The 13,315-nt window shown below is 75.8% G+C and carries 13 protein-coding genes; 5 read left to right on the forward strand and 8 right to left on the reverse strand.

Annotation, left to right across the window (positions count from 1 at the left end):
• Nucleotides 1–116: 116 nt before the first annotated feature.
• The 3 genes from FB558_RS43030 to FB558_RS01675 are packed head-to-tail and all read right to left on the reverse strand — an operon-like array spanning nt 117 to nt 3,516.
• On the reverse strand, nt 117–278 hold the full coding sequence (locus FB558_RS43030) for a hypothetical protein (protein WP_170231153.1): 162 nt from the start codon (nt 276–278) through the stop codon (nt 117–119).
• Complete coding sequence (locus FB558_RS01670) at nt 275–1,453, reverse strand: class I SAM-dependent RNA methyltransferase (RefSeq protein WP_142047437.1); 1,179 nt, start codon at nt 1,451–1,453, stop codon at nt 275–277. The genes FB558_RS43030 and FB558_RS01670 overlap by 4 nt, the downstream gene beginning before the upstream one ends.
• A complete protein-coding gene (locus FB558_RS01675; protein ID WP_142047439.1) occupies nt 1,450–3,516 on the reverse strand; it encodes an APC family permease in 2,067 nt (688 codons plus the stop codon). The genes FB558_RS01670 and FB558_RS01675 overlap by 4 nt, the downstream gene beginning before the upstream one ends.
• Before the next feature lie 67 nt (nt 3,517–3,583).
• On the opposite strand from FB558_RS01675, the gene FB558_RS01680 reads away from it, so the two are divergent.
• Both FB558_RS01680 and FB558_RS01685 read left to right on the forward strand, forming a co-directional pair.
• Nucleotides 3,584–4,246, forward strand: coding sequence for a potassium channel family protein (locus tag FB558_RS01680; RefSeq protein ID WP_142047441.1), 663 nt, complete (start codon nt 3,584–3,586; stop codon nt 4,244–4,246).
• 4 nt (nt 4,247–4,250) lie between these two features.
• A complete protein-coding gene (locus tag FB558_RS01685; RefSeq protein WP_142047443.1) occupies nt 4,251–4,922 on the forward strand; it encodes a potassium channel family protein in 672 nt (223 codons plus the stop codon).
• A 57-nt stretch (nt 4,923–4,979) separates the two neighbouring features.
• Here FB558_RS01685 and FB558_RS01690 read toward each other — a convergent pair whose 3' ends face one another.
• The 4 genes from FB558_RS01690 to dut all read right to left on the reverse strand — a co-directional run bounded on the left by FB558_RS01690 (nt 4,980) and on the right by dut (nt 10,264).
• Entirely contained in the window at nt 4,980–5,630 is a 651-nt protein-coding gene (locus tag FB558_RS01690; protein ID WP_246106202.1) for a DUF3159 domain-containing protein, read from the reverse strand.
• Nucleotides 5,631–5,652: 22 nt separating this feature from the next.
• Nucleotides 5,653–6,036: an OB-fold nucleic acid binding domain-containing protein gene (locus FB558_RS01695; protein ID WP_142047444.1), complete on the reverse strand. Its 384-nt coding sequence runs from the start codon at nt 6,034–6,036 to the stop codon at nt 5,653–5,655.
• Between the two features lie 188 nt (nt 6,037–6,224).
• Entirely contained in the window at nt 6,225–9,797 is a 3,573-nt protein-coding gene (locus FB558_RS01700) for a DUF3710 domain-containing protein (RefSeq protein ID WP_142047446.1), read from the reverse strand.
• Nucleotides 9,797–10,264 (reverse strand): dUTP diphosphatase, encoded by a 468-nt coding sequence (dut, locus tag FB558_RS01705; RefSeq protein ID WP_142053541.1) that lies wholly within the window; start codon nt 10,262–10,264, stop codon nt 9,797–9,799. Before dut ends, FB558_RS01700 begins: the two co-directional genes overlap by 1 nt.
• 134 nt (nt 10,265–10,398) lie before the next feature.
• On the opposite strand from dut, the gene FB558_RS01710 reads away from it, so the two are divergent.
• Entirely contained in the window at nt 10,399–10,878 is a 480-nt protein-coding gene (locus FB558_RS01710) for a DUF3093 domain-containing protein (RefSeq protein ID WP_142047448.1), read from the forward strand.
• Between the two features lie 87 nt (nt 10,879–10,965).
• On the opposite strand, the gene FB558_RS01715 is transcribed toward FB558_RS01710, so the two are convergent.
• A complete protein-coding gene (locus FB558_RS01715) occupies nt 10,966–11,268 on the reverse strand; it encodes a DUF4193 domain-containing protein (protein WP_142047450.1) in 303 nt (100 codons plus the stop codon).
• A 247-nt stretch (nt 11,269–11,515) separates the two neighbouring features.
• Here FB558_RS01715 and FB558_RS01720 point away from each other — a divergent pair, with 247 nt between their 5' ends.
• Nucleotides 11,516–12,628: a phosphotransferase family protein gene (locus FB558_RS01720; protein ID WP_246106203.1), complete on the forward strand. Its 1,113-nt coding sequence runs from the start codon at nt 11,516–11,518 to the stop codon at nt 12,626–12,628.
• Nucleotides 12,628–13,287: an envelope integrity protein Cei gene (cei, locus tag FB558_RS01725; RefSeq protein ID WP_142047454.1), complete on the forward strand. Its 660-nt coding sequence runs from the start codon at nt 12,628–12,630 to the stop codon at nt 13,285–13,287. Before FB558_RS01720 ends, cei begins: the two co-directional genes overlap by 1 nt.
• Nucleotides 13,288–13,315: the final 28 nt, after the last annotated feature.

Here is a 13,315-nt window from a genome sequence, read left to right on the forward strand (position 1 = left end):
GGGTCGGTGCTTCCCGCACGAGGGCGCGGCTGAAGAGCCGAACGGCGCAGCGGCGCCCGGCGGACGCGGCGTCGCACACCGACTTCGGTGCTGGCACACCGACTGCAGTCGATGCGTCAGCACCTCAATCGGTGTGCGACGGCCCGGCAGCCGCCACTCGCCGCATCCTCCAGCAGGTCCACGACCACGAGCGCGGCCCGCAGCCGTCGCGCCAGCGGGCGGGCGAGCGCCGACTTGCCGCTGCCCGGCAGCCCGGCCAGCACGACCAGCACGCTCACGCGCGGCCCAGCAGCGCGACCGACTCGAAGTGGTGCGTCATCGGGAACGCGTCGAACGCCCGCAGCCCGTCGAGCCGGTACCCGCGGTCGGCGAACAGCGCGACGTCGCGGGCGAGCGCCGCCGGGTCGCACGCCACGTGCACCACGCGGTCCGGCTCGCGGGCGCAGAGGGCCTCGACGAGCGCCCGGCCCAGCCCCCGCCGCGGGGGATCGGCCACGACGACGTCGGGACGGGCCGTGAGGCCGCCCAGCACCTGCTCGACCCGGCCCGGCCGCCAGTCCACCTGGGGCAGGTCGGCCAGCGCGGCGCGCCCGTCGGCCACGGCCTGGCGCGAGGACTCGACAACGGTGACCGCGCCGTCGCGTCCGACCTGCGCGGCGAGCACCGCGGCGAAGAGCCCGACGCCGCCGTAGAGGTCCCACGCCGTGCCGCCGGCCGGCGCGTCCGCCCACTCGGCCACCACGGCGGCGAGCGCGTCGGGCAGCGCCGGGTGGACCTGCCAGAAGACGCCAGGGGTGAGCCGCCACTCCCGCCCCGCGGCGCGCTGGACCACCGGCCCGCCGGCGCCGATCTCGGCGCCGACGTGCACGGCTCCCGCGGCGTCGACGGCCACCTCGACCTCGCCGCCCGGGTCGAACCGGTGTTCCAGGACCGGCGGCAGCGCTCCCGCGGGCGCGATCGGGCAGTCCGCGATCGGCAGGACGTCGTGACTGCGGTGCGCGCGCAGCCCGGGACGACCCTGGGCGTCGACGGCCAGCCGCACCCGGTGGCGCCAGCCGAGCGCGCCGCCCGGCAGCTCCTCGACCTCCACCGCCCGCTCGATGCCGGCGAGCCTGCGCAGCTGCTCGGCGAGCACCTCGCCCTTGAGCGCGCGCTGCAGGGCCGGGTCGGCGTGCTGGAAGTCGCAGCCGCCGCAGCCGCCCGCCCGCGCCCACGCGCACGGGGCGGGCACGCGCTGCGGCGCCGCCTCCCGCACGGACACGGCGTCGGCGCGGCAGAAACCTCCGCCGCCGTCCTCGACGACGACGGCGATCACCCGCTCCCCCGGCAGCGCGTGCCGGACGAACACCACCCGGCCCTCGTGCCGGGCCACGCAGTGCCCGCCGTGGGCGACGGGCCCGACCTCGAGCTCGAGCACGCGGTCGGTCCAGTCGAGCCGTTCGGTGGTGCTCACGGTCGCCGCTGGCCCGCTGCCGACTTGGGTGGGGCCGCCTTCGCCGGGGACGGCGCCGCCGCGGTGTCGTCGCGGGTGACGGGTTCGTAGCCGCGCCGCGAGGACCCGGGCGGGGTCTCCGGACGGCGGGCCACCACGCGCTCCGACGAGCGCAGCTGCCACGGCACGCTCGTGACCATCACGCCGGGCTGGAACAGCAGCCTGCCCTTGAGCCGCAGCGCGCTCTGGTTGTGCAGGATCTGCTCCCACCAGTGGCCGACGACGTACTCGGGGATGAACACGGTGACGACGTCGCGGGGGTTGTCGCTGCGGATCCGCTTGACGTAGTCCAGCACCGGCTTGGTGATCTCCCGGTACGGCGACTCCACGACCTTGAGCGGCACCGGCAGCCTGCGCTTGTCCCAGTCGCGCATCAGCCGCTTGGTGTCGGCGTCGTCGACGTTGACCGTGACGGCCTCCAGCACGTCCGGCCGGGTGGCGCGGGCGTAGGCGAGCGCGCGCAACGTGGGCTTGTGCAGCGTGGAGACCAGCACGATCGCGTGGTTGCGCGAGGGCAGCACGGTGTCCGGCTCGCCGGCCACCAGCTCGGCCGACACGCGGTCGTAGTGCCGCCGGATCGCCTGCATCATCACGAAGAACACGGCCATCGCGGCGATGGCGATCCAGGCGCCGCGGGTGAACTTGGTGAGCAGCACGACGACCAGCACGACGCCGGTCATCACGGCCCCGAACCCGTTGATCGCCCGCGAGCGCTGCATCCGGCGCCGGGCGGCGGGGTCGGTCTCCCGGGCGAGCAGCCGGTTCCAGTGCCGCAGCATCCCGGCCTGGCTGAGCGTGAACGAGGTGAACACGCCGACCGTGTAGAGCGCGATGAGGCGCGTGACCTCGGCCTGGAACCCGACGACCAGCACGATCGCGACGGCGGCGAGCACGATGATGCCGTTGGAGTAGGCGAGCCGGTCGCCGCGGGTGTGCAGCTGTCGAGGCAGGTAGCGGTCCTGCGACAGGATCGACCCGAGCACCGGGAAGCCGTTGTAGGCGGTGTTGGCCGCGAGCACCAGGATCAGCGCGGTGACCACCACGACGAAGTAGAAGCCGGGGCGGAAGTCGTCGAACACCGCGTCGGCGAGCTGCGCCACCAGCGTCTGCTGCACGTAGCCGGGAGGGCCGCCGACGATCTGCTCGGCCGGGTTCTCGGCGATCTTTGCCCCGGTGAGCTGCGCGAGCACGATGAGACCGGAGAACAGCGCCACCGAGATCCCGCCGAGCAGCAGCAGCGTGGTGGCAGCGTTGCGGGACTTCGGCTTGCGGAACGCGGGCACGCCGTTGCTGATCGCCTCGACGCCGGTGAGCGCCGCGCAGCCCTGGGTGAACGAGCGCAGCACGAGCAGCGCCAGCGCGAGGCCGGTGAGGGCGTCGCCCTCCGCGATCAGCTCGAGGTCGGCGCTGGGTGCGCGCACGTCCTCGCCGAACACCAGGATGCGGGTCAGGCCCCAGATGATCATCGATCCGACGCCCAGCATGAACGCGTAGGTCGGGATCGCGAACGCGACGCCCGACTCGCGCACGCCGCGCAGGTTGATGGCGGTGAGCAGCAGGATCGCCGCCACCGCGAACGCCGTCCTGTTCTCGGCGACGACCGGGATCAGCGCCCCGATGTTCGCCGACGCTGCGGAGATCGAGACCGCGACCGTGAGCGTGTAGTCGACGAGCAGCGCGCTCGCCACCGTGAGCCCGGCGCGACGCCCGAGGTTCACCGTCGCCACCTCGTAGTCGCCGCCGCCCGAGGGGTAGGCGTGCACGTTCTGCCGGTAGCTCGTGACCACCGTGAGCAGCACGACGACGACGGCGAGGCCGACCCAGGGCGAGAACACGTACGCGGACAGCCCGGCGATCGACAGCGTCAGGAAGATCTCCTCGGGCGCGTAGGCGACCGAGGACATGGCGTCGGAGGCGAAGACGGGCAGCGCGACCCGCTTCGGGAGCAGGGTGTGGGCGAGACGGTCGCTGCGCTGCGGCCGCCCGACGAGGACGCGCTTGACCGCGACGCCGAGCTTGGGCACGGCGAAAGCCTATGCGGTGCGGGGCGCGACGACGCGATAGCGTTCCCACGACCCGGGGAGGAAGTGCGTGTACGTCGTCATCATGGGGTGCGGCCGCGTCGGCTCGGCCCTCTCGGCCGGGCTCGAGCGGCTCGGGCACGAGGTCGCCGTGATCGACCGCAGCCGACAGGCCTTCCGCAGGCTCAGCCCCGACTTCCGCGGCACCCAGGTCGTCGGCGAGGGCTACCACCGCGAGGTGCTCGTCGAGGCCGGGGTCGAGCGCGCCCAGGCGTTCGCGGCCGTCTCCAGCGGCGACAACTCCAACATCATCTCCGCACGCGTCGCGCGTGAGACGTTCGGCGTCGAACGCGTCGTCGCCCGCATCTACGACGCGAAGCGCGCCGCCGTCTACGAGCGGCTCGGCATCCCGACGGTCGCGACCGTGCCCTGGAGCACCGACCGGCTGATGCGGATGCTGCTGCCCGACGGCGTCGCCTCGGCCTGGCGGGAGCCGACCGGCACCGTCGCGATCCTGCCGCTGCCCGTGCACGAGGAGTGGGTGGGCCGCTCGGTGCGGGAGCTCGAGACCACCACCGGCTGCCGGGTGGCGTTCATCGTGCGCTTCGGCACCGGCGTGCTGCCCGGCCCCGACACCGCCGTGCAGGCCGAGGACACCGTCTACGTGGCCGCGGTGTCGGGCACGGTCAGCGACGTCACGACGGCCGCCGCCGCGCCGCCGCAGGAAGGCTGATCGGATGCGCATCGCGATCGCGGGTGCCGGCGCCGTCGGCCGTTCCATCGCGCTGGAGCTCGTGGAGAACTCCCACCGGGTGATGCTGATCGAGCGCGAGCTGGCGAACATCGAGCCGGAGGCGGTGGAGCGCGCCGAGTGGGTGCACGCCGACGCCTGCGAGCTGGCCTCCCTCGAGGAGGCCGGGATGGAGAGCTGCGACGTCGTCATCGCCGCCACCGGGGACGACAAGGTCAACCTCGTGGTCTCGCTGCTGGCGAAGACCGAGTTCGCGGTGCGGCGCGTCGTCGCGCGGGTGAACGACCCCCGCAACGAGTGGCTGTTCAGCGAGAACTGGGGCGTCGACGTCGCCGTCTCCACGCCACGGCTGCTGGCCGCGCTCGTGGAGGAGGCCGTGGCCGTCGGCGACCTCGTGCGGCTGATGACGTTCCGGCAGGGTCAGGCCAACCTCGTGGAGGTCACCCTCCCCGAGGACACCCCGCTCGCCGGGCGGCCGGTCAAGGCCCTGCAACTGCCCCCCGACTCGGCGCTGGTGGTGATCCTGCGCGGCGGTCGCGTGATCGTCCCGCAGTCGGACGACGCGCTGGAGCCGGGCGACGAGCTGCTGTTCGTGGCCACCGCCGCCGTGGAGGAGGAGATCCGCGCCGCCCTGGCCCGGGAATCGGGATTCGCATGACGAACGGCACTTTCGTCGGCTAGGTACCGACGAGAGTGCCGTTCGTCCGGGTGGGAGCTAGGTCGCTGAGGGCTCCCGGCCCGCCCTGCGGACCGCCCAGACCGTGCCCAGCAGCGCGAGCCCGACCAGCGGGTAGCCCATCGCGAGCCGGGCGATGCCGAGCCAGGTCTCCTCGTCGGCGTTGTAGAGCCAGCCCTGCACGACCACGCGGGCGGCGAACACGAGCGTCCAGAGGATGCTGGCGAACGTGTAGGCCCGCAGCAGCCGCCGGTCGGCGCGCCAGGACTGGTCGTGGCCGTTGATGCCGTGCCACACCACGCCGGCCAGCGGCCAACGGACCAGCACCGACACCAGGAACGCCAGCCCGCACACGGCGCTGAACAGCAGCCCGGGCAGGTAGAAGCCGCGGGCCTCGCCGGTGCGGTAGGCGATGAACGCGGCGATCCCGACCGCGAACAACCCCGACACGGCCGGTTGCAGCGCCTGCTTGCGCACGAGCCGCCAGACCGCGATCGCGACGCCTGCCACGATCGCGGCGATCAGCGCGGGCTGCAGCCCGGCCACGATGTTCGCGACGACGAAGACCGCGACCGGGATGGTGGAGGCGACGACGCCCTGCACACCGCCCATCTGCTCCAGCAGCGGTGGGAACTCGCGCTCGCGGGGCTCGCCGTCGATCTCGGGGTCCGGGGTGGGGCCTGGAGTCACGGCGCTCCTCGGTGTCGGCTGCTCAGGTCGTACTCGCCTGGCAGATCTCGTAGTAGGGGTTGTAGAGCACCTTCCGGCCGTCCCGCAGGGCGAGCCGCCCGCGCACCCGCATGGTGCGGCCCGGCTCGATGCCGGGAATCCGGCGCCTGCCGAGCCAGATCAGCGTGACGCCGTCGGTGCCGTCGAACAGCTCCGCCTCCAGGGAGGCATCGGCGTTCTGTGGCCGGAACTCTACGCTCCGCAACCGGCCCAGCATCGTGACCTCCTGCCCGCAGGCGCAGTCGGACGCGCGCTGCGCCCCCGACTTCTGCGCACCCGCAGAGAGGTCGTCGGCATCGAGCTCGTCGACGTCACTGGTCAGCCTGCGCAGCATGCGGCGGAAAGCACCGCCATCGGTGCTGGTCATGTCTCCCCCAGCTCGAGACCCGTTAGCGACACCAAGCGTAACCCCCGGGAAACGTCCTCCGCTGGCCACACGGCTGCTCGTGCCACCCATCGCGGTCCCTGCGCCGAACGGTCGCCCGGCCGCGCCGTGGTGCGGGCGACGCGTGCACCGACCGTGGCCGGCCGGGTGGTGATGGTCGTCATCGCAGGTCAGGACTCCCTGTGGTGGCGGCCACGGGGGCGGCCGGGGTCGATGTCGTCGAGCAGGGTGCGCAGGCGCTCGGTCGGGGGCGCAGCCTCGCTCCCGCCGGAGTGCCGCCCGCCCGGCCGCTCCGCGGCCTCGGAGTCGAACCGGTCGAGGAACGCCGCCCACGACGGGTCCTGCTCGCCGGTCTCGATGAGGTACTCCGACCCGAGGGTGCGGCGGCCGCCGCGGTCGGTGTCGCGGCCCCACCCCTCGTCGGGCGCGGGGCGCTCCGGCTCGAGCAGCCACGGCTCGGTCGGCGCGCCACCCGGCTCCGGTGCGGCGCGCCGGCGCCGCCGCCCGCCGCTCGGCGGGACGTCCGGCCCCGGCTGCAGACCGAACGGGTCCTGCGGCTCCGGCCGCTCGGCGGAACCGGACCCACCGCGCCTGCCGCCCACCCCGCTCGGCGCGCCGAGGGGGTCCGCGTTCCACGGCTCGTCGGGGCGGGACCGCGCCGGGTCGACGCCGTCCGGCCCGCCGAGCCCGGTCGCCCACCCGTCGTCGGGGTCCGGCTCGCGCCGGCGCCGCCGCCCGCCCGGGCGGGAACCGCCGGCAGGCGTGCCGGTGTCCCAGGGCCGCTCGTCGCCGGGCCATGCCGCGGATTCCGTCGTCGCCTCCACCGGCCCGCCCCGTCCGGCCGACCACGACGGGCTGGGGATCGGGTCCGGGTTCGCGGGACGGTCCCACCGCGCCGGCTCGTTCGCGTCCGGACGGGCGCCCCGTCCCTGCGGTCCCTCGTACGCGCCGGCCGTTGTCCACGCGTCGTCCGAGGCGAGCGTCGGGTCGGCCCGGCGGCGGTCGCGTGCCTCGGGCCCGTCCGGGAGCCTGGTCCCCTGGCTCCAGGCGTCGCCGGAGATCGCGGTGGTGGGGACGTCGACCGCGAGCGGGTCGGTGTCACGGCGCCGGCGGCGACCGCCCGGCGACGCGGGCGGGAACGCCGGTTCCCCGGTTGCGTCCGGAACACCCGGGACCGCGGGCTCCTGCAGGTACCGGCGCCCCGTTCCGAGCACGCCGGCCGGCCCGGCGTCCGGTTCGCGCAGGTGCCGCCGTCCGGTCCCGGACACCGCGTCGGCGTCCGTGGCCGGTTCTCGCAGCGCCCGTCGGCCGGTCCCCGACACGCCCCCGTGATCCGCAGCGGGCTCCCGCAACGCGCGACGACCCGCCCCCGACACCTCGGCTGCGCCCGCACCCGGCTCCCAGGACGCCCGGCGGCCGGTCCCCGGCAGGCCCTCGCCACCTGCAGCGGGCTCCGGCAACGCGCGACGCCCGGTCGCCGACACACCGTCCGCAACCGGAGACGGCTCCCGCAACGCGCGACGACCCGTCGCCGACACACCGGCCCCATCCGGAGACGGCTCCCGCAAGGCGCGACGACCGGTCCCCGACACACCGTCCGCAACCGGAGACGGCTCCCGCAACGCGCGACGACCCGTCGCCGACACACCGGCCCCATCCGGAGACGGCTCCCGCAAGGCGCGACGACCGGTCCCCGAGACACCGGCCGCACCCGGAGACGGCTCCCGCAACGCGCGGCGGCCGGTCCCCGACACACCGCCATCCACCGCGGGCTCCCGTAGCGCCCGCCGGCCCGTCTCCGACACAGCCCCGACATCCCCAACCGGCTCCCGCAAGGCGCGACGCCCGGTCCCCGACACGCCGGGCTCCCGCAACGCCCGCCGGCCCGTCTCCGACACAGCCCCGGCATCCGCAACCGGCTCCGGCAACGCGCGGCGGCCTGTCCACGACGGTTCCGGCCCGGCGGCGTCGGGCTCGCGCAACCGGCGCCGACCCGTCGCCGACACATCGGCCACGCCCGCATCCGACTCGGGCAGGGCTCGCCACCCGGTCCCAGGGGCGCCGGTGGCGTCCGGCTCGTGCAACCGCCGCCGGCCCGTCCCGGACACACCACGGCCATCGGCAGCGGGCTCCCGCAGCGCCCGCCGGGCCGTGCCGGACACGCCCGCGTCCGGCTCCCGCAGCGCCCGCCGGCCCGTCGCCGGCTCCTCCGTCGCGGGCGCCTCGGGCTCCCGCAACGCTCGCCGCCCGGTCCCCGACGGGCCGTCCGCGGCCTCCGGCTCCCACGGGTGGCGCCGTCCCGGGTCGGCCGCCGGCGGATCCCCGAGCAGGCGCCTGCCCGCGGGGGCGCCTGCGGCGGCCCCGAACGGGTCCTGTTCGTCAGGCGGGCGTCCGCCGGCCGGACCGGCGCCGAGGTCGGCCGCGGGCACCGGCTCGTCCCGCAGGCGGCGACGTCCAGCGGGGGCGGGCTCGGGTGCCGCGGCGGCGCCGTACCCCTCGTCGAGCGGCTCACGCATCCGGCGGCGGCCGCCGACCACGGGCTCGGCCCCCGTGCCCGGCTCGCGTACGCGGCGCCGCCCACCTGGGGCGGGATCGTGCGGGCGCACCGCACCGGCGGGCGGGAGCTCGGCAGGCGGCAGCCCGTCGAGCCCGGCCGGAGCCGGGCCGTCCGCCTCGGGCGCCTCCGGCCGGGACCGCCACGACGCCGCGGCCGCACGCCGGGCCGACGGCGCCTGCTCGCGCAGAGGGGCGTCCGGTCCCGGCCCCGTCGGGATCGTCGACGCCGCGGGGGCGGCGGGGTACGCGCCGGTCCCGGCGGAGCGCTCGGCCTCCGCCTGCACAGCCCGCTCCTGCGCCGCCGCGAGCTGCGCGGCCTTCTGCTGGGCCGCCTTCTGCTGGGCCGCCTTCTTCTGGGCCGCCTTCCGCTGCGCCGCCTTCTTCCGCGCCGCCTCGAGGACCGCCTTCTTCTGCGCGGCCTCGCGGGCGGCTTCCCGGGCCGCCTCCTCCTCGCCCTGCTCCGGCTTCCGGGCGCCCGCCGTGGCGACCGCCGGCTTCCGGGCCGCCGACTTCCGGGGCGCCGACTTCCGGGCCGCCTTCCCCCCGGCCTCCTCCGCCCCCTGCGCGCTCGCGGCGGCCTCGGCCAGGTGCTCCGGCACGACCAACGGCAGGATCGTCCGCACGGGGTAGGGCGACTTGCCCCGCACCACCACGGTGCCCCGCAGCATGCGGCGCAGCTCGGCGTCCAGGTCCACGGCGCGCGCCGAGGGGCCGGTCGCGACGCCGTAGAGCATCCACCGCGGCCCGTCCACCCCGACGAACACGGAGGTGGCGGCGCCCGAGGTCGCGTGGAGCTCGCGCCCCCAGTCCCCGGAGTACGACCGCACCGTCGCCCCGCCGTCCCGCAGCGAGGCCTCGATCTCGCGGGAGAGCTCGGGCCACAGCTTCGACGACTTCGGCGCCGCGAGGGCGCTCACCGACAGCCGCCCCTCGGACAGCGCGATGTGCACGGCCTGCATGCGACCGTTCGCCGTGGGCTCGACGGTGACCTTCCCCCGCGCCGGTACCGGCACCCGGATCGCCCCGAAGTCGACGCAGCCGTGCGCCTCGGTGACCTCCGGGTCGAGGTCGTCACTGTCGTGCGGGCCGGTGAGCGGGCCGGGGTCGGCGGGCGTGTCCAGCGCGAGGCCGCCGCCGCCGACGTCGTCGAGCGCCACCCCGGAGGCGCCCCGGTCGCGACGCGCCACTAGGCGCCGTCCTCGTCAGGGTGCGCGCTGCCCAGCCGCGCGTGCCCGCCGGTGGAGCCGTGCCCGCCGGCCCCGCGCTCCGATCCCGGCAGCCGGTCCACCTCCACGAAGCGCACGTGCTCGACCTTCTGCACGACCAGCTGTGCGATGCGGTCGCCGCGGCGCAGCCGCAGCTCCTCGCGCGGGTCGAGGTTGATCAGGCAGACGAGGATCTCCCCGCGGTACCCGGCGTCGACGGTGCCGGGCGCGTTGACGATCGACAGGCCGGTGCGGGCGGCGAGACCGGACCGTGGGTGCACGAAGCCGGCGTAGCCCGCCGGGAGCGCGATGGCCACGCCGGTGCCGACGACGGCCCGCTCGCCGGGGGCGAGGACGACGTCGGTGGTGCAGTGCAGATCGGCGCCCGCGTCACCGGGCCGCGCGTAGGACGGCGCGGGCAGGCCTGCGTCGAGTCGGGTGAGGAGCACCTCGAGCGACGCCGCGACCGCGGCATCGGGAGTCGCCGCATCGGGAGTCGCTGCGGCGAGCGGTGCTGCGAACGGCGCGTGCTGGGGAGCGTCGACGGGGCCGGACACGACGGGCGAGGCTACCCTCGGACGGTGTGAGCGAGTACCCGGCTGCCACCCCGCCTGCGACGTCCGGCACCCCTCGGTTCGACGAGCGGTTGTCGGTGCCGCTCTGGTGGTACTTGCCGGTGCTCGGCGTGGCCGTCCTCCTCGGCGCCGAGGTGCACATGGGCTACCCCGGGCTCCGGTCCTGGATCGGCTACGCGATCACCGTCCCGCTGTTCCTCGGCGCCCTGGTCTGGCTGGGCCGCACCCGGGTGCGGGTGGCCGACGGGGAGCTGCGGGCCGGCGACGCGGTCCTGCCGCTGCACCACGTCGGGCAGGTCGAGGTCGTGCCGCGCGAGAACAAGCAGCAGGCGATGGGCCCGGAACTGGACCCCACCGCGCACGTGCTGCACCGGGCCTGGGTCGGGCCGCTCGTGCGGATCGAGGTCACCGACCCCGACGACCCGACGCCGTACTGGATCGTCAGCGTGCGCGACGCGGAGGCCTTCGTGTCGGCGCTGGGCCGCTGAGCCGCTCCGCGCGGGCCGCACGCAGGCACGCTTCAGCCCCGGACCACATGGTCCGGGGCTGAACGGTGCCTCCCCCCGCGAGGGGGATCAGGCCGCGCAGTCGCGGCAGATGAACTGCGAGCCGCTGGTCTCGGCCAGCCTGCTGCGGTGGTGCACCAGGAAGCAGCTCGCGCAGGTGAACTCGTCCGCCTGCTTGGGCAGCACCTTCACCGTGAGCTCTTCGCCGGACAGGTCGGCGCCCGGCAGCTCGAAGCTCTCCGCCGTGTCCGACTCGTCGACGTCGACGACGGACGACTGGGCCTCGTTGCGGCGAGCCTTCAGCTCGTCGAGCGAGTCCTCGGCCATGTCGTCGGTCTCGTTGCGCCGCGGCGCGTCGTAGTCGGTCGCCATCGTTCCCACCCTCTTACACACATGTAGTCGTCGTGCGGCTGGACAACGCCGCAGAACCGGGGTTTGTGCCCGGCATTTCTGTGACGCACGTCTCAACCCGGCCCCGAGCGCGGCCGCGATGGGATATCGGGCCCCGCAGGGGCGGCAGCTCCCCCGGGGCCGAGAGGGTAACCCAGCTCCGGACATCTCGTCCGGCGCCCCGTGTCGCCCGGAGGTGGCGATCGCCGGCGCGGTTAGGGTTCCGGGCGTGGCAGTCCCTCCCGAGCGCGCGATCCGCGACCCCGCACCTGGCGGCACCGGTCCCGTGCCGGGGGCCGACCCCGCCGACGTCGGCGCGTGGCTGGCCGCACAGCTGGGCGACGCGCGCTGGTCCGGATGCACGCTGCGACCGATCGGCGAGGGTCGCTCGAACCTCACCTACCGGGTCGAGAGCCCCGCGGGTGCCGTGGTGCTGCGCCGGCCGCCGGTCGGCGAGGTGGCCGCCACGGCGCACGACATGGGGCGCGAGCGGCGCGTGATCGCGGCCCTTGCCGGCACGGCCGTGCCCGTGCCACGCGTGCTGGCGGCCTCGACCGGCGGGCCACCGGTGGACGCGCCCTGCTTCGTGATGGAGCTGGTCGAGGGCGTCGTCCCGGTGCGCGAGCTGCCGCCCGGCTGGGCGGCCACGCCGGAGGAGCGGCGCCGGTTGAGCGGCGCGCTCGTCGACGTGCTCGTCGCGCTGCACGCCGTGGACGTCGACGCGGTCGGCCTGGGCGACTTCGGCCGGCCCGTGGGATTCCTCGACCGGCAGGTGCGGCGCTGGGTCACGCAGTGGGAGCAGGCCCGCACCCGGGTGCCCGCGGACGAGGCGACGGCCGAGGAGCTCTCCCGCCTCGCCGAGCGGCTGGCCGCGGGCGTTCCGGCCACGCAGCGCCACGCGATCGTGCACGGGGACTTCCGCATCGACAACTGCCTCTTCGACGCCGCGGACCCCGGCCGCGTGCGCGCGGTGCTCGACTGGGAGCTCTCCACGCTCGGCGACCCGCTGGCCGACCTGGGCCTGCTGCTCGTCTACTGGCACGAGGCCGACGAGGCCCCCGTGTGGCGTGCCGCCCAGCACCTGCCCAGCCCCACGCGTGCGCCCGGGTTCCTGCGCCGCGACGAGGTGGCGCGCGCCTACGCCGCCGGATCGGGACTCGACCTCGCCCCGCTGCCGTGGTACGTCGCATTCGGCGCGTTCAAGCTCGCGGTCGTGCTCGCGGGCATCCTCGCGCGCGTGCAGGCAGGTGTGGTGCCCGCATCCATGGCCGACGGGCTGGACGGCGGCGTCGCCCCGCTCGTCACGCTCGGCCACCACGTGCTCGCGGAGGGACTCGACTGATGGCCGCTTCCCGCACCCGGCCCTACCAGCGCCGCAGACGGGGCCCGCTGCTCGTCGTCGTGGCCGTGCTGGCCGTCGTCGCGATCGCGACCTGGACCACCGTGCTCATCAGCGCGTCCGGACCGTCGGGCGCGTCGTCCTGCCCGATCTCCGCCACCCCGGTCGGCGAGGTGCTGGAGGACGGCGCCCTCGACGGGGTGGCGCCCGCGCCGCCCGCCGCCGTCTCGGCGCGCGTGCTGAACGCTGGCGGGCAGCGCGGCCAGGCCAGCCTGGTGGCCGCCCAGCTGGGTGACCTCGACTTCCCCACCACGGAGCCGGGCAACGATCCGCTGTTCCCCGAGGGCGACCTGGAGTGCTACGGCCAGCTGCGCTTCGGGCCGGCCGGGGAGGCGGCGGCGAGCACGCTGTCGCTGCTGCTGCCGTGCGCCGAGCTGGTGCGGGACGGCCGCCCGGACGCCATCGTCGACGTGGCGGTCGGCACGGCGTTCGGTGACTTCAACCCGAGCACCGCCGCGCGTGACGCGCTCGAGCAGCTCGCCGAGCCCGGCGGCGGGTCCGACGGCTCGGCCAACGCCGACCCGAACGCGGCGGGCGCCGCCCCCGCTGCCCCGACGGTGGACCCGGCACTGGTGGAAGAGGCCCGCGAGGCCGCCTGCTGACGCACCCGCCCAACGCAGTGGTGTTCCG

Origin of the sequence: Pseudonocardia kunmingensis (genome assembly GCF_006716445.1) — a bacterium.
GTDB lineage: Bacteria > Actinomycetota > Actinomycetes > Mycobacteriales > Pseudonocardiaceae > Pseudonocardia > Pseudonocardia kunmingensis.

Bases quoted from the DNA above. Each gene is read 5' to 3' on its own strand.
- FB558_RS01685 (WP_142047443.1), top strand. From the start codon at position 4,251: ATGCGCATCGCGATCGCGGGTGCCGGCGCCGTCGGCCGTTCCATCGCG.
- cei (WP_142047454.1), top strand. From the start codon at position 12,628: ATGGCCGCTTCCCGCACCCGGCCCTACCAGCGCCGCAGACGGGGCCCG.
- FB558_RS01695 (WP_142047444.1), bottom strand. From the start codon at position 6,036: ATGACCAGCACCGATGGCGGTGCTTTCCGCCGCATGCTGCGCAGGCTG.
- FB558_RS01715 (WP_142047450.1), bottom strand. From the start codon at position 11,268: ATGGCGACCGACTACGACGCGCCGCGGCGCAACGAGACCGACGACATG.